14 protein-coding genes and 1 pseudogene are annotated in these 16,779 nt (G+C 70.9%); 9 read left to right on the top strand and 6 right to left on the bottom strand.

Features of this window, described 5'->3' with window-relative positions; genetic code table 11:
* Window positions 1–17 precede the first annotated feature (17 nt).
* The 5 genes from ACIPUC_RS20305 to ACIPUC_RS20285 all read left to right on the top strand — a co-directional run bounded on the left by ACIPUC_RS20305 (window position 18) and on the right by ACIPUC_RS20285 (window position 6,889).
* Window positions 18–2,015 carry a copper resistance CopC/CopD family protein gene (locus tag ACIPUC_RS20305; protein WP_446591011.1) on the top strand — a complete coding sequence of 666 codons (1,998 nt, stop codon included), beginning with the start codon at window positions 18–20 and terminating at the stop codon, window positions 2,013–2,015.
* On the top strand, window positions 1,940–3,298 hold the full coding sequence (efeB, locus tag ACIPUC_RS20300) for an iron uptake transporter deferrochelatase/peroxidase subunit (RefSeq protein ID WP_446591009.1): 1,359 nt from the start codon (window positions 1,940–1,942) through the stop codon (window positions 3,296–3,298). Before ACIPUC_RS20305 ends, efeB begins: the two co-directional genes overlap by 76 nt.
* Before the next feature lie 42 nt (window positions 3,299–3,340).
* Window positions 3,341–4,276: a prephenate dehydratase gene (pheA, locus tag ACIPUC_RS20295; RefSeq protein WP_446591008.1), complete on the top strand. Its 936-nt coding sequence runs from the start codon at window positions 3,341–3,343 to the stop codon at window positions 4,274–4,276.
* 526 nt (window positions 4,277–4,802) lie between these two features.
* Complete coding sequence (gene serS, locus ACIPUC_RS20290) at window positions 4,803–6,080, top strand: serine--tRNA ligase (protein ID WP_446591006.1); 1,278 nt, start codon at window positions 4,803–4,805, stop codon at window positions 6,078–6,080.
* Window positions 6,077–6,889 carry an HAD family hydrolase gene (locus ACIPUC_RS20285; protein WP_446591004.1) on the top strand — a complete coding sequence of 271 codons (813 nt, stop codon included), beginning with the start codon at window positions 6,077–6,079 and terminating at the stop codon, window positions 6,887–6,889. The genes serS and ACIPUC_RS20285 overlap by 4 nt, the downstream gene beginning before the upstream one ends.
* A gap of 160 nt (window positions 6,890–7,049) precedes the next feature.
* Here the strand turns inward: ACIPUC_RS20285 and ACIPUC_RS20280 are convergent, their stop codons facing one another.
* The 5 genes from ACIPUC_RS20280 to ACIPUC_RS20260 form a co-directional block, all read right to left on the bottom strand.
* The gene (locus ACIPUC_RS20280) at window positions 7,050–7,700 is read right to left on the bottom strand and encodes a rhomboid-like protein (RefSeq protein WP_446591003.1); all 651 of its coding nucleotides are present in this window, start codon (window positions 7,698–7,700) and stop codon (window positions 7,050–7,052) included.
* Window positions 7,701–7,781: 81 nt separating this feature from the next.
* Window positions 7,782–8,501, bottom strand: a complete 720-nt coding sequence (locus tag ACIPUC_RS20275) for an ABC transporter permease subunit (protein ID WP_446591001.1) — start codon at window positions 8,499–8,501, stop codon at window positions 7,782–7,784.
* Window positions 8,502–8,515: 14 nt separating this feature from the next.
* Window positions 8,516–9,427: an ABC transporter ATP-binding protein gene (locus ACIPUC_RS20270; protein WP_446591000.1), complete on the bottom strand. Its 912-nt coding sequence runs from the start codon at window positions 9,425–9,427 to the stop codon at window positions 8,516–8,518.
* A complete protein-coding gene (locus ACIPUC_RS20265) occupies window positions 9,424–10,311 on the bottom strand; it encodes an ABC transporter permease subunit (RefSeq protein ID WP_446590999.1) in 888 nt (295 codons plus the stop codon). Before ACIPUC_RS20265 ends, ACIPUC_RS20270 begins: the two co-directional genes overlap by 4 nt.
* Window positions 10,301–11,290 (bottom strand): ABC transporter ATP-binding protein, encoded by a 990-nt coding sequence (locus ACIPUC_RS20260; RefSeq protein WP_446590998.1) that lies wholly within the window; start codon window positions 11,288–11,290, stop codon window positions 10,301–10,303. The genes ACIPUC_RS20265 and ACIPUC_RS20260 overlap by 11 nt, the downstream gene beginning before the upstream one ends.
* A gap of 216 nt (window positions 11,291–11,506) precedes the next feature.
* Here ACIPUC_RS20260 and ACIPUC_RS20255 point away from each other — a divergent pair, with 216 nt between their 5' ends.
* The 4 genes and pseudogenes from ACIPUC_RS20255 to ACIPUC_RS20240 all read left to right on the top strand — a co-directional run bounded on the left by ACIPUC_RS20255 (window position 11,507) and on the right by ACIPUC_RS20240 (window position 15,814).
* Entirely contained in the window at window positions 11,507–12,334 is an 828-nt protein-coding gene (locus tag ACIPUC_RS20255; RefSeq protein WP_446590997.1) for a M24 family metallopeptidase, read from the top strand.
* On the top strand, window positions 12,331–14,121 hold the full coding sequence (locus ACIPUC_RS20250) for an SDR family oxidoreductase (protein ID WP_446590996.1): 1,791 nt from the start codon (window positions 12,331–12,333) through the stop codon (window positions 14,119–14,121). The genes ACIPUC_RS20255 and ACIPUC_RS20250 overlap by 4 nt, the downstream gene beginning before the upstream one ends.
* Window positions 14,118–14,886, top strand: a pseudogene (locus tag ACIPUC_RS20245) (metal-dependent hydrolase). The gene ACIPUC_RS20250 and the pseudogene ACIPUC_RS20245 overlap by 4 nt, the downstream one beginning before the upstream one ends.
* Window positions 14,887–14,896: 10 nt before the next feature.
* Window positions 14,897–15,814, top strand: a complete 918-nt coding sequence (locus tag ACIPUC_RS20240; protein WP_446590995.1) for a MerR family transcriptional regulator — start codon at window positions 14,897–14,899, stop codon at window positions 15,812–15,814.
* A gap of 91 nt (window positions 15,815–15,905) precedes the next feature.
* Here the strand turns inward: ACIPUC_RS20240 and ACIPUC_RS20235 are convergent, their stop codons facing one another.
* On the bottom strand, window positions 15,906–16,682 hold the full coding sequence (locus tag ACIPUC_RS20235) for an aquaporin (RefSeq protein WP_446590993.1): 777 nt from the start codon (window positions 16,680–16,682) through the stop codon (window positions 15,906–15,908).
* Between the last annotated feature and the right edge of the window lie 97 nt (window positions 16,683–16,779).

Raw genomic sequence — 16,779 nt, 5'->3', positions numbered from 1 at the left:
CGAGGAAGCGACACGCCATGACGGCCACGGCCCCCGCCCCATCCACGGTTCACGCCCGGACCGCGGCGCTGCTGCCGCGGCTCGTGCTGGTCCTCGCGGCCCTGCTGGCAACCCTGTTCACCGCGGCCACCCCGGCCTCGGCACACGCCGCACTCACCGCGAGCGACCCCGCGGACGGGGCGGTGGTCGCCACGGCCCCCGCCCAGGTCACGCTCTCCTTCTCGGAGCAGGTCGCCCTGGGCGACGACTCCATCCGTGTCCTGGACCCCCAGGGCAAGCGCGTGGACACCGGCGAACTGCGCGACATGTGCAGCGGGAACACCATCCGCTACGGCACCGCGCTGCACTCCGGCCTGCCCAACGGCACGTACACCGTCGCCTGGCAGGCCGTCTCCGCCGACAGCCACCCGATCTCCGGCGCCTTCACCTTCTCCATCGGAGCGCCCTCGGCCACCGATGTCACCCTGCCCACCGGACAGGCGGGGGGCGGGCCCGTCGGCATCGCGTACGGGATCGCCCGGTACGCCGCCTACGCCGGCTTCACCGTCCTCGTCGGCGGCGCGGCCTTCATCCTCCTGTGCTGGCGCCGGGGAGCGGCCGAACGGCCGCTCCAGAAGCTCGTCGTACGGGCCTGGGTGACCCTGACCGCCGCCACCCTCGCCATGCTCGTGCTCCGCGCCCCGTACACCGGATCCGGGAAGTTCGCCGATGTCTTCGACCTCGAGGGCCTGAAGGGCGTCCTGGAGACCAAGACCGGCGCCTCGCTGGTCTCCCGGCTGCTCCTGCTGGGCGCCGCCGCCCTCTTCATCGCGGTCCTCTTCGGCGTCTACGCACGCCGGCTGGGCTCCGCGACCGCGCAGGGCAGCACGGCGGAGGGCGGCGACGCCGAGGCCGAGGACACCAACGACCTCACCTTCGGCCTGGGCATCGGCGGCGCCGTGGTGTCCGCCGGTATCGCCGCCACCTGGGCCCTGTCCGAGCACGCCTCCACGGGCATCCAGCCCGGCATCGCCATGCCCGCCGACATCCTGCACCTGCTGGCCGTGGCCGCCTGGCTCGGCGGGCTCGCCGCGCTGCTCGTCGCCCTGTACAACGTCCCTGCGATCGAGCGGGCGGCCGTCCGGCGCTTCTCCCAAGTCGCTTTCGTCAGTGTGCTGGTGCTCGCGGTCACCGGCGTCTACCAGTCCTGGCGCCAGCTCGGCAGCTGGTCGGCACTGACCGGAACCACGTACGGACGACTGCTGCTCCTGAAGGCCGGCCTGGTCGCCGTCCTCGTCGCCATCGCGTACATGTCCCGGAAATGGACCGCCCGGCTCGCCGACGCCCCTGCGGCCGGCGTCGATGTTTCACGTGAAACGGCCGCCGCCGCAGCCGGGGTTCCCTCCCCGGCCACCGCTGGGAGCGCCCCCGGTGAAACAGAGTCGGTGACCGTGCCTGCCGACCCGCGGCGCGCGGCCCAGCTCGCCCGGCAGCGCACCGTCATCGAGAGCGCACGCGAGAAGCGGGCCCGTGACGCCGACCCGGACCGCGCAGGCCTGCGCCGCTCCGTCCTCGCCGAGGCCGCTGTCGCCGTGGCGCTGCTCGCCGTCACCACGGTGCTCACGAGCACCGAGCCCGGACGCACCGTGGAGCGGGAGGCCTCCCGGGGCTCCACCGCCACGGCCGTTCCGGACCGCGCGGTGAAGATCACCCTGCCCTTCGACACCGGCGGCCGCAACGGCAAGGGGAACGTCCGGCTCGAGCTCGATCCGGGTCGGGTAGGCGCCAACACCCTTCACCTCTGGGCCGACTCCGACGACGGCACGCCCCTCGACCTCCCCGAGGCCAAGGTGTCCTTCACCCTTCCGGCGAAGGACATCGGCCCCCTGCCCCTCCTGCCGGAACGTGCCGCACCCGGGCACTGGACGGCGTCCGGCGTCCAGCTGCCGCTCGCCGGCGAATGGCGCATCGACGTGACCGTCCGCACCTCCGACATCGACCAGACGACCGTCCAGAAGACCGTGAAGATCGGCTGACCCGCGTGACGCAGAGCAATACCGACATCGAGATCTCCCGCCGTCGCCTGCTGGGCACCGTCGGGGCCGCAGGCGCCGCCGGACTCGCGCTGGGCGCCGCCGGCGGGGCCCTCGCGCACTCCGCGCTCGCCGACTCCGGGAGCGGTTCCGCCTCCGGGGCCGGCGCCCGCCTGTCCGCCCTCGGCACCACCGAGGTCGCCTTCCACGGCGACCACCAGGCCGGCATCACCACGCCCTTGCAGGCCAAGGGGCACCTCGTCGCCTTCGACCTCGCCGCGGGGGCGGGCCGCACGCAGGCCGCCGCACTGCTGCGGCGCTGGTCCGAGACCGCCCGTCGGCTGATGGCGGGCGAGACCGCCTCGACCGACGACACCGGCATCGCCCTCGACGCCGGTCCGTCCTCCCTGACCGTCACCTTCGGCTTCGGCCACTCCTTCTTCGAGCGCACCGGCCTCACCGCCCGCCGCCCCGCCGCCCTGGACCCGCTGCCGGACTTCTCCTCCGACCGGCTCGACGCCCAGCGCAGCAACGGCGACCTGTGGGTCCAGATCGGCGCGGACGACGGGCTCGTCGCGTTCCACGCCCTGCGCGCCCTCCAGAAGGACGCCGGGGACGCCGCCCGCGTGCGCTGGCAGATGAACGGCTTCAACCGCTCCCCCGGAGCCACCGCCTCCCCGATGACCGCCCGCAACCTCATGGGGCAGATCGACGGCACCGGCAACCCCAAGCCCTCGGAGCCCGACTTCGACAAGCGGATCTTCGTGCCCGCGGCCGGCCCCGGGCCCGCCGAGCACGCCTGGATGGCGGGGGGCTCGTATGCCGTCGTCCGGCGCATCCGGATGCTCCTCGACGACTGGGACAAGCAGTCCCTCGCCCAGCAGGAGCAGGTCATAGGCCGTACCAAGGCCACCGGCGCCCCGCTGACCGGCGGCGGCGAGACCACCGAGATGGCACTCGACAAGATCGGTGCCGACGGCAAGCCGGTCATCCCGTCGAACGCCCATGCCCGGATCTCCGCCCCCGAGCAGAACGGCGGAGCCGCCATGCTGCGCCGCCCCTTCTCCTTCCACGACGGGATCGGCGCGGACGGTACGCCCGACGCGGGACTCCTCTTCGTCTGCTGGCAGGCCGATCCGCTGCGCGGGTTCGTCCCCGTCCAGCGCAAGCTCGACCGGGGTGACGCGCTGTCGGCCTTCATCCGGCACGAGGCCAGCGGTCTCTACGCGGTTCCGCCCGGCCCCCGCACCGGCGAGTACGTGGGGCAGCGGCTGCTCGAAGGGTGAACGGCACCCCGGCGGGCAGCACCCCGGCATTAGGCTGACCGCATGTCGGCCACCCGCTTCACGTATCTCGGTCCCGAGGGCACTTTCACCGAAGCCGCCCTGCGCACACTGCCGGAAGCAGCCACCCGGGAGCTCGTCCCGATGGTGTCGGTCCCGGCCGCCCTGGACGCCGTGCGCAACGGCGAGGCCGCTGCCGCCCTGGTGCCGATCGAGAACTCGGTGGAGGGCGGGGTCACCGCCACCCTCGACGAGCTGGCGTCCGGCGAACCGCTGATGATCTACCGCGAGGTGCTGCTGCCCATCGCCTTCGCACTCCTGGTGCGCCCCGGTACCTCCCTGTCGGACGTCAAGACGGTCACCGGTCACCCGGTGGCCCAGCCGCAGGTGCGGAACTGGCTGCGGGCGAACCTGCCCGACGCGGTGTGGGAGTCGGCCGCCTCGAACGCCGACGGCGCCCGGCTGGTCCAGGAGGGCCGCTTCGACGCGGCCTTCGCCGGCGAGTTCGCGGCCGCCACCTACGGGCTGGTCCCGCTGGTCACCGAGATCCACGACGCGGAGAACGCCGAGACCCGGTTCGTGCTCGTCGGGCGCCCCGCCCGGCCCGCCGCCCCGACCGGCGCCGACAAGACCTCCGTCGTGCTGTGGCTCGGCGACGACCACCCCGGGGCGCTGCTGGAGCTCCTCCAGGAGTTCGCCGTGCGCGGGGTCAACCTGATGCTGATCCAGTCCCGGCCGACGGGCGAGGGCATCGGCAACTACTGCTTCGCGGTCGACGCGGAGGGCCACATCTCCGACCGTCGCGTCAGCGAGGCCCTCATGGGCCTCAAGCGGACCTGTCCGCAGGTCCGCTTCCTCGGGTCCTATCCGCGTGCGGGTGTCGCTCAGGGTGACGTGCGGGCTCCGCGTCCGGGGACCTCCGACGGTGACTTCACGGCCGCCTCCGACTGGCTGACGCGCTGCCTCGACGGCCGGGCCTGAGCTTCGTCCACTGTCCACAGAGTTATCCACAGGCCGAGATGGGGACCTGGGGACAAGTCGACAGAGCGGCATGACAAGGTCGACAAATCGTCCGCAGGGCCCAGGTTTCGCGCTGGAGAGCGGAAGGTGAACGGCGTCACCCCCGTATCGCGGATCAACTCTTTGGGGCGAGTCATTCCCACCCGAATGAGTGTGTGAGGGTGGTTTGAGCTCCGATTCGCCCCGGCCCCCGGCCGATCCCTAATGATCTATTTCCGTGTCCACAGATGCGGCACACAGCCTGTGGATAAGATCCGGGACCGGGCAATTCCTGTGGACAAGGAACACCTCCGGCCCTGCTCAGGGACACGCGCACCGACTACCCTTCTGCCCCTTTTCGGGGAATGGGCCCGCTTTTATTGGCCGCCCGAGAAGCATCACTTCCGGCCAGCAGCCAAGATTTATCCATTCGCGGCAATTAGGACATAGCGACACGCAGCGTGATATCGGTGTGATCCCTGGAACCCCAGCCCGGTAGCCTGGAGGGGTGATTGACCTCCGGCTGCTCCGTGAAGACCCTGACCGTGTCCGCGCCTCGCAGCGCGCTCGTGGAGAGGACGTCGAACTCGTCGACGCACTGCTCTCCGCCGACGAGCGCCGCAGGTCCTCCGGCATGCGCTTCGACGAACTGCGCAATGAGCAGAAGTCGCTCGGCAAGCTCATCCCGAAGGCCTCTCCGGAGGAGCGGGCGGAGCTCCTGAAGAAGGCCGAGCAGCTCAAGCAGGACGTCAAGGCGGCCGAGAGCGAGCAGAACGAGGCGGACGAAGCCGCCAAGCGGCTCCTGCTCCAGCTCGGCAACATCGTCCACGAGGACGTCCCGGTCGGCGGCGAGGAGGACTTCACCGTCCTGGAGACGCACGGCACGATCCGCGACTTCGCCGCCGAGGGCTTCGAGCCCAAGGACCACCTCGAGCTCGGCGAGTCGCTGGGCGCCATCGACGTCGAGCGCGGCGCCAAGGTGTCGGGCTCGCGCTTCTACTACCTCACCGGTGTGGGCGCGCTGCTCGAGCTGGCGCTGGTCAACGCGGCCATCGCCCAGGCCACCGAGGCCGGCTTCATCCCGATGCTGACTCCGGCGCTGGTCCGTCCGCGCGCCATGGAGGGCACCGGCTTCCTCGGCCAGGCCGCGGAGAACGTGTACCACCTGGAGAAGGACGACTACTACCTGGTCGGCACCTCCGAGGTCCCGCTCGCCGCGTACCACATGGACGAGATCATCGACGCGGACAAGCTGCCGCTGCGCTACGCCGGCTTCTCGCCGTGCTTCCGCCGTGAGGCCGGCACGTACGGCAAGGACACCCGCGGCATCTTCCGCGTCCACCAGTTCGACAAGGTCGAGATGTTCTCGTACGTCGCGCCGGAGGAGGCCGAGGCCGAGCACCAGCGCCTCCTGGAGTGGGAGAAGCAGTGGCTGACCAGCCTGGAGCTGCCGTTCCAGGTGATCGACGTCGCCACCGGTGACCTGGGCGCCTCCGCCTCGCGCAAGTTCGACTGCGAGGCCTGGATTCCGACCCAGGGCAAGTACCGCGAGCTGACCTCCGCCTCGAACTGCAACAGCTTCCAGGCCCGCCGCCTGTCGATCCGCTACCGCGACGGCAAGAAGACGCAGCCGCTGTCCACGCTGAACGGCACGCTGTGCGCCGTACCGCGCACGATCGTCGCGATCCTGGAGAACCACCAGCAGGCCGACGGTTCGGTGCGCGTGCCCCAGGTGCTCCGTCCGTACCTCGGCGGCCGCGAGGTCCTGGAGCCGATCACCAAGTGAGCCCGGCCCCGTTCCCGTACAAGCTCGTCGCGACCGATCTCGACGGCACGCTGCTGCGCGGCGACGACAGCGTCTCGGAACGCACCCGTGAAGCGCTCGTCGCGGCCACCGCGGCGGGCGCGGCGCACATCGTCGTCACCGGCCGCGCCGTGCCCTGGACCCGGCACGTACTGGACGATCTCGGCTACCGGGGGATCGCCGTGTGCGGGCAGGGGGCGCAGGTCTACGACGCGGGCGCGCACCGGCTGCTGACGTCGGTGACGCTGGACCGGCAGCTCGCCGGTCTTGCCCTGTCGAAGATCGAGGCCGAGATCGGTCCGCTGGCCTTGGCGGCCAGCCGGGACGGGGTGGACGGCGAGGTCCTGTTCGGGCCCGGCTACCAGGTGCAGGAGGGCCTGCCGGCCATATACCTGGAGGACACCGCGGCGGTGTGGACGGCCCCGCTGAACAAGCTGTACATCCAGCACCCGGAGCTGGACGAGGACACGCTCGTCAAGGTGGCCCGGGAGATCGTGGGCAGCCTGGTCGACATCGTGATGGCCGGTCCCGGGATCGTGGAGATCCTGCCGCTGGGACTGACCAAGGCCACCGGCCTCTCGCTGGCCGCGCGCCGGCTCGGGGTGAAGGCCGCCGAGACGATCGCCTTCGGCGACATGCCGAACGACATCCCGATGTTCGGCTGGGCGGCGCACGGAGTGGCCATGGCCAACGCGCACGCGGAGCTCAAGGCGGTGGCCGACGAGGTGACGACCTCCAACGAGGAGGACGGGATCGCGGTGGTCCTGGAACGTCTGCTGGGCGCCGCCTAGCCCGTACGGCGTACGAGAGGTCCGGGGCAGCCCGCGCCGGACGGCGCGCTCGAAGTGGCTGCCCCGGGCCTTTTGTTGCTCCCCGCACGACTCACTCTGCCTGCGCCGGAAGCCCCGTACCAGCGAATTTCCGTGGGCCTGACCGTCTGTCAGTCATGTTTCACGTGAAACACACCCCTGTTTCACGTGAAACAGCGTGGCGCGTGAGCGGCCAGGCGAGCAGGCCGACGGAGAGCGCGATGGCGTGGCCGAGGTCGGTGAAGGTTCCGCCGGTGAGGAGGGGGAGCCCGAAGAAGGCGACAGCGCCGGCGAGGTAGAGCCAGCGCCAGGGGCCGGGGAGCCGGTAGGTGAGGACTCCGACGGCGGCCGCGAGTCCGTAACTGACGCCGATGTCGACGACATGGGTCATGCTGCGCGAGGCGCGGTGGTCTTCGATGGCCGTCAGGAGGACCTTCTGGCTGGCCAGCGTGGCGACGATGTGGGCGGTCGCGACGATCAGGAGCCAGCGCAGGGTGCCGAGCCAGCGTTCGACGGGGGCGTGGAACAGCTCGAAGAGCACGGCGTAGAGAGCGAGCGAGGCCGGGTTCTCGATCCAGAAGGCGCTGCTGAGGAGCGCCCGGACGGGGTGCTTGACCAGCTGGTGGATGTTGCTGCTGTTGCGGTGGAGCAGGATGTGCTCGACCCGGTCGGGGACGATCACCACGATGATGCTGGTGACCGCGATGATCAGCAGCCAGACGTGCGTACCGGGCGAGGAGCGTATCCAGGACCACAGAGGCCTGGACGGCTCGGGCTCGGTGCGCTCGATCATGCACCGATGATGACGCGCGAAGCTGTGCCCCGCCTGGCCGGTGGGCCGGGCGGGGCACAGCTTCGGGCAGTACGGCAGGACTTACTCCTCGCCTGCCAGGGTGAGGCGGCGCAGCTTCTGGCCCGCGTAGACGGTGGCACCGACGGTGACCACGGTGAGCAGGACCGCGGCGGTGGGCAGGCCGACGGTGGCATCGACGTATCCCTCGCCCGCGACCTTCTCGGCCAGGGACAGGGCCCACTGCTGGACGCTGAGGGTCTTGGCGCCGGAGACCAGGCTACCGAAGAGCGATTCCCAGATCAGGGCGTAGACCAGGCCGAAGACGACCGCGTGCCGGCTGACGGTGCCCAGGAGCAGGAACAGCGCGCTGTAGGCGATCGAGGCCACGAGGGCCGCGATGGTGTAGGCGACGGCGATCTGCTGTCCGTTGCCGTTGAGGATGAATCCGGCGATCAGGGTGGGGATCGCGGAGAAGGCCATGGTGACGGCGATCGCCACGATCAGCTTGGTCATGATGATCGTCGGCCGCTTCACCGGCTTGGAGAGCAGGTAGACGATCGATCCGTCGTCGATCTCGGGGCCGATGGCGCCCGTGCCGGCGATGACACCGATCAGCGGGACCATCGTCGCGAGGGCGAATCCGCCGAGCAGGTCGGCGGCGACCTTGTCGTCGACACCCGTGAGGGCGCGGACGGCGATCGCGATGAGGATCAGCAGGGCGGGCAGCAGGAAGAGGATCAGCGCCCTGCGGCGGCCGAGCAGGGCCCGGTAGGTGAGCCGGGCAACGGTGGGGTCGTACATGGGTGCCAGCTCCTTCAGGCCGCGACGAGGTAGGAGAAGACCGACTCGAGGGACTCGTCGGAAGGCGAGACCGTCAGCAGCCGGATGCCGTGCGCGCGGGCGACCCGCGGCAGCAGCTCGGTGAAGCGCCCGAAGTCGACGGCCTGGATGCGCAGGGCGCCTTCCTTCAGGTCGACCTCGATACCGGCCGTGGACGGGTCGGCGATCAGGGCCGCGGCGAGGGCCCGGTCGTCGGAGGAGCGGACGAGGTAGCGGTGCGGGCGGTCCGTCATCAGGCGGCGGATCTTGCGGAAGTCGCCGGAGGCGGCGTGCCGGCCGGCGACGACCACCTCGATGTGGGAGGCCAGTTGCTCGACCTCCTCCAGGATGTGCGAGGAGAACAGGACGGTGCGGCCGTCGCCGCCCATCCGCCGCAGCAGGCCCATCAGCTGCATCCGCTGGCGTGGGTCCATACCGTTGAACGGCTCGTCGAGGAGCAGTACGGACGGGTCGTGGACCAGGGCGGAGGCCATCTTCACGCGTTGGCGCATGCCCTTGGAGTACGTGGAGATCTTCCGGTCCTGGGCGTACTCCATCTCCACGGTGGCCAGCGCCCGCTGGGCGTCGGCGTCACCGAGGCCGTGCAGCTCGGCGTTGGCGACGACGAACTCGCGGCCGGTGAGGAAGTCGTACATGGCCTCGCGCTCGGGCACGACGCCGATCTGCTTGTAGACCTGCTCGTTGCGCCAGATCGGCGTGCCGTCCAGGGTGACCGTGCCCGTGGAGGGGGCCAGGAAGCCGCCCATCATGTTGATGAGGGTGGACTTGCCGGCGCCGTTGGGGCCCAGGAGGCCGGTGACGCCGGGACCGATGCGCATGGTCACGTCGTTGACGGCGACGACGTTCCCGAACCAGCGGGAGGTGTGGTCGATGTCGATGATGGTCACAGCCCGGCCTTCCGGTAGCGGGCCATCAGGGCGGCGTAGGAGCCGGCGATGAGGCCGAGGACGACGAGCAGGTAGACGAAGCCGGTGCCGGCCGAGGGGCCTTCGCCACCGGGGAAGGTGGAGGTCGCGCCGAGGAAGGCCGTCTGGACTCCGTCGATCAGTGTGATCGGGGAGAACAGGCCCATCCACTCGATGGCTCCGGTGTTCCCGGTGCTGTGGGCGATCCCCTGGACGGCGGTCACCGCGCCGAACGGGATCAGCAGCACGGCGATGATCGCGGCGACGCCGAATCCGCGGCGGGGGGTGAGCGCGGCCATGACGAGGCCGAGGCCCGCGAACAGCAGCGACAGCAGCAGTACCGACACCAGTCCCTGCCCGAATCCCTTGGTCTGGTCACCGAAGTCGAACTTCGCCAGCAGAGAGCCGATCCACATGATCAGCAGCGGGGTGGCGGTGAGGATGAACAGGGCCGAGGCCATGGCAGCGAACTTGGCCACGACGTAGTCGACCCGCTCGATGGGCCTGGAGAAGTAGAGCGGAACGGTCTTGAAGCGCAGGTCCCGGGAGACCGACTGCGGCGCCTGGGAGGCGAGGTAGAGGCCGATGACCACCTGGGTGGTCAGGGCGTACGTCGTGTACTTGATCGGCAGTTCGGTGGAGCCGGGGATGGTGATGGCCACCGCGACGAGGATCAGCGCGGGGACGCACATCACCGCGAAGAGGATCATCGGCAGCACCTTGGACTTGGCGGAGCGGCCGAGTCCGTAGGCGCCGCGCAGGGACTGCGAGAACAGCGACTTGCGGGCGTAGCCGCGGCCGAGCCGGGGGCCGTCGTAGGACCGGTAGCCGATGTTGTGGATCTGGGTCGAGGTGTCAGGCGCCATCGGAACCGGCTCCCTTCTGCTGGATGGGCTGCTCGGGCTGTTCGTTGTCGCGGAAGACCTCCGCGATGTGGTGGCGGCGCTGCTCCATGCGGATCAGGCCGATGCCGAGGTCGGCGACGGTGTCACGGACGGTGTCGTACGTCTCTTCGCCCGTGGCCTCTACCAGGAGGATGTGGCCGGCGCCGGGCAGGCCGTGCTCCTCGGCCGCGTGCAGGCTGATGCCCGCCTCGGTGAGTGCCTTGCGCAGGGCGGCGGTGCCGTCCGGGTGCGCGTCGGAGTCGGTGACCTCGACCGCGAGGGTCGTGGTGATCTGGGTGAAGTCGCTGGTGGAGCTGGAGCGCAGCAGCTTGCCGCCGTCGACGACCACGACGTGGTCGCAGGTCCGCTCCAGCTCGCCGAGGAGGTGGGAGGTGACCAGGACGGAGATGCCGAAGTCGGTGTAGACGCGGCGGATCAGGCCGAGCATCTCGTCGCGGCCGACCGGGTCGAGCCCGTTGGTGGGCTCGTCGAGGAGGACCAGCTGGGGGTCGTGGACGAGCGCCTGGGCCAGCTTGACGCGCTGCTTCATGCCCGTGGAGTAGCCGCCGATGGGGCGGTAGCGCTCCTCGTAGAGCCCCACGTGACGCAGGGTGTCCGCGGTGCGCTCCCGGGCCGCGGTCGGGGGGAGCCCGGACATGCGGGCCATGTGGACGACGAACTCGGTGGCCGAGACGTCGGGTGGCAGGCAGTCGTGCTCGGGCATGTAGCCGACGCGTTCACGGATGGCGCTGCCATGCGTGGTGACGTCGAGGCCGAGCACGGCGGCGCTGCCCTCGGTGGCGGGGGACAGTCCCAGCAGGATCTTGATCAGCGTGGACTTGCCGGCTCCATTGGCACCCACGAGGCCGGTCACACCAGGCCCGATGTCCAGGGAGAGCCGGTCGAGGGCGGTCACTCGGGGGTACCGCTTGCTCAGGCTTTCGGTCGCGATGACAGTCACGGCTTCGACGTTAGTGGCGGAGCTCGCGCGAATCGTCAGACCTTGAGCTGGATCCCGCCTCAGCCTTCAGGCGTACATGCCCGTACTGGAGGCTGATGTGGACCGGACAACTTTGTCCACAGGTCTGTGCACGGCCCTTGACGTGATCTCCGGTCATTGTCACATTCATCAGTGTCAACTTACGGGTACGTACGGCGACCGAGACGGGTGCTGACCATGGCAGGGGACGATTTTCGCGGGTTCAGGGAAGTGCAGCGCCTCTCCTACGAGTGCGCGGAGACCGTCGCCGCGCAGCTGCGCCCCGGGATGACCGAGCGCGAGGCCGCGCGCATGCAGCGGGAGTGGCTGCGCGAGCGCGGCGTGCGCGACTGGTTCCACCTGCCCTTCGCCTGGTTCGGGGACCGCACCGCCTTCGTGAACTTCCGCATCCCGCTGCAGTTCTTCCCGACGAACCGGAAGCTGGAGCCGGGGATGCCGTTCATCCTCGACATGGCGCCGGTCTACAAGGGCTACGCGGCGGACATCGGATACTCGGGCAGCCTCGGACTCAATCCGGTGCAGGACCGGCTCATGTCGGATCTGCAGGCCCACCGCACCCTGATCCTGGAGCAGGTGCGCGAGCGCCGCTCCCTGCGCGAGATCTACGAGAACGTCGAACGGCTCATGACCCGGCAGGGGTACGCCAACCGGCACCGCGCCTACCCCTTCGGCGTGATCGCGCACAAGATCGACCGGGTCAAGGAGCGACGCTGGTCCCCGACGGCGTTCGGTTTCGGCACCCAGTCCCTGAAGGGGCTGGCCTCCGACGCCCTGCACGGGCACCGTGAGGGCTGGTCCCCTCTGTGGAGCCCGTACCGCTTCTCCGACCACCCGCCGCAGCCCGGCCTGTGGGCGGTGGAGCCGCATCTGGGCTTCCGGGGGACCGGTGCGAAATTCGAGGAGATCCTGGTCGTCACCGACTCCCGGGACCCCGGGGAGAGCGCGTTCTGGCTGGACGACGATCTGCCGCACGTGCGGCGCTGGGCTGAGGAGAAGGCGGCATGAGCGGCATGAACGGGACGGGCACGGCAGGAGCGGCGGGCGCGCGCGAGCGCTGGGTGAACACCGGCGGCGTGGAGCTGTGCGTGGCCGAACTCGGCGACGCCGCCCAGCCCACGGTGATCCTGGTGCACGGCTACCCGGACAGCAAGGAGGTCTGGTCGGAGGTCGCCGAGCGGCTGGCCGCCCGCTTCCACGTGGTGCTCTACGACGTACGCGGCCACGGGCGCTCGACCGCGCCGCAGCCGCTGCGCGGCGGCTTCACCCTGGAGAAGCTGACCGACGACTTCCTCGCGGTGGCCGACGCGGTCAGCCCGGACCGGCCGGTCCACCTGGTCGGCCACGACTGGGGCTCCGTACAGGGATGGGAGTTCGCCACGGTAGCCCGCACCGAGGGCCGGATCGCCTCCTTCACCTCGATGTCGGGTCCCTCCCTCGACCACTTCGGGCACTGGATCAAGAAGCGGATGACCCGGCCCACCCCGCGCCGGGCGGCGCAGCTGCTGGGCCAGGGCGCCAAGTCCTGGTACGTGTACATGCTGCACACGCCCGTGCTGCCGGAGCTCGCCTGGCGCGGGCCGCTCGGCAAGCGCTGGCCGGCGATCCTCGAGCGGTTGGAGAAGGTTCCGGCCGGTTCCTACCCGACGGCCTCGCTGCCCTCGGACGCGGCGCGGGGAGCCTGGCTCTACCGCGACAACGTGCGCCCGCGGCTGCGCCGTCCGCGCCCGGACGCGTACGCCCACGCACCGGTGCAGCTGATCACCCCGACCGGCGACGCCTTCCTGTCCGAGCGGCTGTACGACGACCTGGAGCGGTGGGCCCCGGATCTGGTGCGCCGCACGCTGCCCGCCAAGCACTGGGTGCCCCGGACCCGGCCCGACCAGCTGGCCGCGTGGATCACCGAGTTCGTCACGGCCCGGGAGGAGCCCGCCACGCGGGCACCGGAGCAGAAGGCCCCGGGGAAGCACTCCGACCGTTTCGGCGGTCAGCTGGTCCTGGTCACGGGCGCGGCCAGCGGCATCGGCCGGGCCACCGCCTTCGCGTTCGCCGAGGCCGGGGCGCGCGTGGTGGCCGTGGACCGGGACGCCGAGGGCGCGGCGCGCACTGCGGACATGGCCCGCCTGGTCGGCGCCCCCGAGGCCTGGGGCGAGTGCGCGGACGTCAGCGACGAGCAGGCCATGGAGAAGCTCGCGGCGAAGGTGGCCGCGGAGTACGGGATCGTGGACGTCCTGGTCAACAACGCCGGGATCGGACTGTCCGGGGCCTTCCTCGACACCAGCGCCGAGGACTGGAAGAAGGTCCTCGACGTCAACCTGTGGGGCGTCATCCACGGCTGCCGGATCTTCGGCAAGCAGATGGTCGAGCGCGGCCAGGGCGGCCACATCGTCAACACCGCTTCCGCCGCCGCCTACCTGCCCTCCAGGACCCTGCCGGCCTACAGCACCTCCAAGGCCGCGGTCCTGATGCTGTCGGAGTGCCTGCGCGCGGAGCTGGCGTCGAGGTCGATCGGCGTCTCCGCCATCTGCCCCGGCATCGTCAACACCAACATCACCGCCACCTCGCGCTTCGCCGGCGTGGACGAGGCGGAGGAGAAGCGCCGTCAGGAACGCTCCTCTCGGCTGTACGGTCTGCGCAACTTCCCGCCGGAGAAGGTTGCCGACGCGATCCTGCGGGCCGTGGTGCGCAACGAGGCCGTGGTGCCGGTGACCCCCGAGTCCAAGGGCGCCCTGTGGATGTACCGCTTCGCCCCGCGCACCCTGCGGCGCATCGCGAAGCTGGAGCCCAGGCTGTGACCGCGGCCTCGTACGTGATCAGCCCGCGCCGGGTGGCCTTCGACTGGAAGGCCACACCGCTGCACTGGATACCCGACGAGCCCACCGCCACCCACGTCATCAACGTGCTGCACCTGCTGCTGCCCGCCGGGGAGCGGTGGTTCGTGAAGGTCTTCAAGGAGGGCCTGCCGCTGGTCACCGACCCCGAACTGCTGTGCCGGGTCAAGGGGTTCATGGGCCAGGGGGCCACGCACAGCGTGCAGCGCTCCTCCGTACTGGACCACCTCGCCGAGCAGCAGCTGCCGACGGAGGCGTACACGCGGCACGTGGACTTCCGAGGGACTGGACCGGGCCGGTGCGGACGCGGTCATGCTGGACCTGCTGCGCTGGCACGGCGCCGAGGAAGTGGAACACCGCTCCGTCGCCTTCGACATGTACCGGCACTGCGGGGGAGCGGGCCTGCCCCGCTACACGCGGCGCATCGGGGGGATGGCCGTGGTCGCGCCCGTACTGGCCTGGCTGTGGGTGTGGGGGGCTTCGTACCTCATCCGCAACGACCCCGAACTGGGCGGCCGGCTGCGCTATTCGCTCCGCGGGCACAACCGGGCGGTGGCCAAGGGTCTGCTGCCCCCGTGGAGCGAGCTCGCCGCGGCCATACCCCGCTACTTCCGGCGGTCGTACCATCCCTGGCAGGAGGGCTCGCTGCGCAGGGCGGTCGAGTACCTCGCGGCGTCACCCGCCGCCCGGGCCGCGGCGGGCGCGGTCGGCCGAGCCGCGATGTCGTAGGGAGCCGGGATTGTCCGATCAGGCGGTAGCCGAGTACCGGATCGAGGATCTGGCGCACCACAGCGGGGCGACGGTGCGCACGATCCGCGCGTACCAGGACCGGGGTCTGCTGCCGAAGCCGGAGCGGCGGGGCCGCTCCAACGTCTACCGGGACACGCATCTGGCGCGGCTGCGCCAGATCGCGGACCTGCTCGACCGCGGCTACACCCTGGCCTCCATCAAGGAGCTGCTGGAGGCGTGGGACGCCGGACGCGGGCTGGGCGGTGTCCTCGGGCTGGTTGCCGAGGTGCACGGGCCGTGGACCGACGAGGAGGCGGCCCGCATCAGCCGGGAGGAGCTGAACGCGCGCTTCGGCGGCAGGCCCGACGACGAGGCGGTGGACGAGGCCTGCGAACTGGGAGTGCTCGAGCGGATCCCGGGGCGCCCGGACCAGTTCCTGGTGCCCTCGCCGCAGGAGCTGGCGGTGGCCGCCGAGCTGTACGCGGCCGGCGTGCCGCTGTCGGCGATCACCGGGCACCTGCGGGAGCTGCGCGGGCAGGTGGAGCACATCGCCTCGCGGTTCCTGGAGTTCACCACCGAGCACGTCTTCGCGCGCTACCTCGGCCAGGTGCCCCCGACCGACACGGATGCGGCGGAGGCGGCGACGATGGTGCGGCGGCTGCGGCCGCTGGCCCAGCAGACCGTGGACGCGGAGCTGGCCCGGGCGATGCGGCTGTTCGCGACCCGCCATCTGCAGCGGCACCTCGGGGCGGGCGGGCCGCCTCCGTCGGGCCCCGCTCCGGTGGCGCTCCCGGCCGGGACGGTGCGGGCGGTGCAGGACCTCGTCGGCGCCGATCACGTGGCGGAGTTCGTCCGGGCCGCGACGGAGCGGGAACTCCAGGCCCGGACGATGAACGATCTGGCGCGCCGGGCCGAGCCCGGCCGGTAGTCCACAGGGCGGATCACGCGTTTGCCGTCAAAACCCGCCCAAACAGCTGTGGACAACTCCTGTTTGCCTGTGGGCAACAGGGGCTGAGAGCTCAGCCGATGGTCTCGTACGCGGCCTTGGTGGGCGTCGCCCCGTCCACCGGCCCGGGCTCGGTCAGGGTCTCCACCGGCAGGGACTTCGCGGACCGGGAGGTTCCGTACAACAGGCGGGCCAGGGTCAGGCCGAGGATGCCGCCGATCAGCTGCGCCGCGACGAACCCGGGAAGCGACTGCGGCGCGATGCCGGTGAAGGAGTCGCTGAAGCTGCGCCCGACGGTGCCGGCCGGATTGGCGAAGGAGCCGGAGGAGGTGAACCAGATCGCCGCGGCGATGTACGCGGCGACGGCGGCCGGGATGAGCTTCGGACGCCCGATGCGGTCCAGGCCCTGGATGACGAGGACGAGTCCGGCGGTGGCGACGACCTCGCCGACGAGCAGGTGTCCGCCGTCGCGGACCTGGGTGGCGAAGGTGCCGGGGGTACGGCCGAACATGGCTTCCGCGAGGACCGCCCCGCCGATCGCCCCGGCCGTCTGGGCAACGACGTAGGCCAGCGCCTCCCGGCCGGCGAGGCCTTCTCCGCCGGTGCGCCGGGACCACCAGGCGGTGAGGGTGACCACGGGGTTGAGGTGGGCGCCGGACAGCGGCCCGAAGAGCGTGATGATCAGCCACAGGCCGATGGCGGAGGCGACCGAGTTGGCGAGGAGGGCGACACCGGTGTCGCGGCTGAGCTCGGCGGCCTGGATTCCGGAGCCGATCACGACCAGGAGCAGGCCGGCCGTGCCGATCAGTTCGGCAGCCGCACGGCGTGGCAGAGAGGTATGGGCTGTCATGGTTTCTCCCCCTGAGCAGAAGTGGCAGCGGAAAATGTATTCCGTATCTTGGAATGGCGATAGGGGGTGTCCATGACCGTCGGCACTCCGAAAATCC

It is taken from the genome of Streptomyces sp. LARHCF249, from assembly GCF_052871255.1.
Note: the sequence above shows the minus strand (reverse complement) of the source record. Positions and strands in the feature narration are given on the sequence as shown.

What these genes read in the sequence shown, in the direction of transcription:
- ACIPUC_RS20305 (WP_446591011.1), top strand. Translation starts at nt 18, where the DNA reads ATGACGGCCACGGCCCCCGCCCCATCCACGGTTCACGCCCGGACCGCG.
- efeB (WP_446591009.1), top strand. Translation starts at nt 1,940, where the DNA reads ATGGCGCATCGACGTGACCGTCCGCACCTCCGACATCGACCAGACGAC.
- pheA (WP_446591008.1), top strand. Translation starts at nt 3,341, where the DNA reads ATGTCGGCCACCCGCTTCACGTATCTCGGTCCCGAGGGCACTTTCACC.
- ACIPUC_RS20280 (WP_446591003.1), bottom strand. Translation starts at nt 7,700, where the DNA reads ATGATCGAGCGCACCGAGCCCGAGCCGTCCAGGCCTCTGTGGTCCTGG.
- ACIPUC_RS20275 (WP_446591001.1), bottom strand. Translation starts at nt 8,501, where the DNA reads ATGTACGACCCCACCGTTGCCCGGCTCACCTACCGGGCCCTGCTCGGC.
- ACIPUC_RS20265 (WP_446590999.1), bottom strand. Translation starts at nt 10,311, where the DNA reads ATGGCGCCTGACACCTCGACCCAGATCCACAACATCGGCTACCGGTCC.
- ACIPUC_RS20255 (WP_446590997.1), top strand. Translation starts at nt 11,507, where the DNA reads ATGGCAGGGGACGATTTTCGCGGGTTCAGGGAAGTGCAGCGCCTCTCC.
- ACIPUC_RS20250 (WP_446590996.1), top strand. Translation starts at nt 12,331, where the DNA reads ATGAGCGGCATGAACGGGACGGGCACGGCAGGAGCGGCGGGCGCGCGC.
- ACIPUC_RS20235 (WP_446590993.1), bottom strand. Translation starts at nt 16,682, where the DNA reads ATGACAGCCCATACCTCTCTGCCACGCCGTGCGGCTGCCGAACTGATC.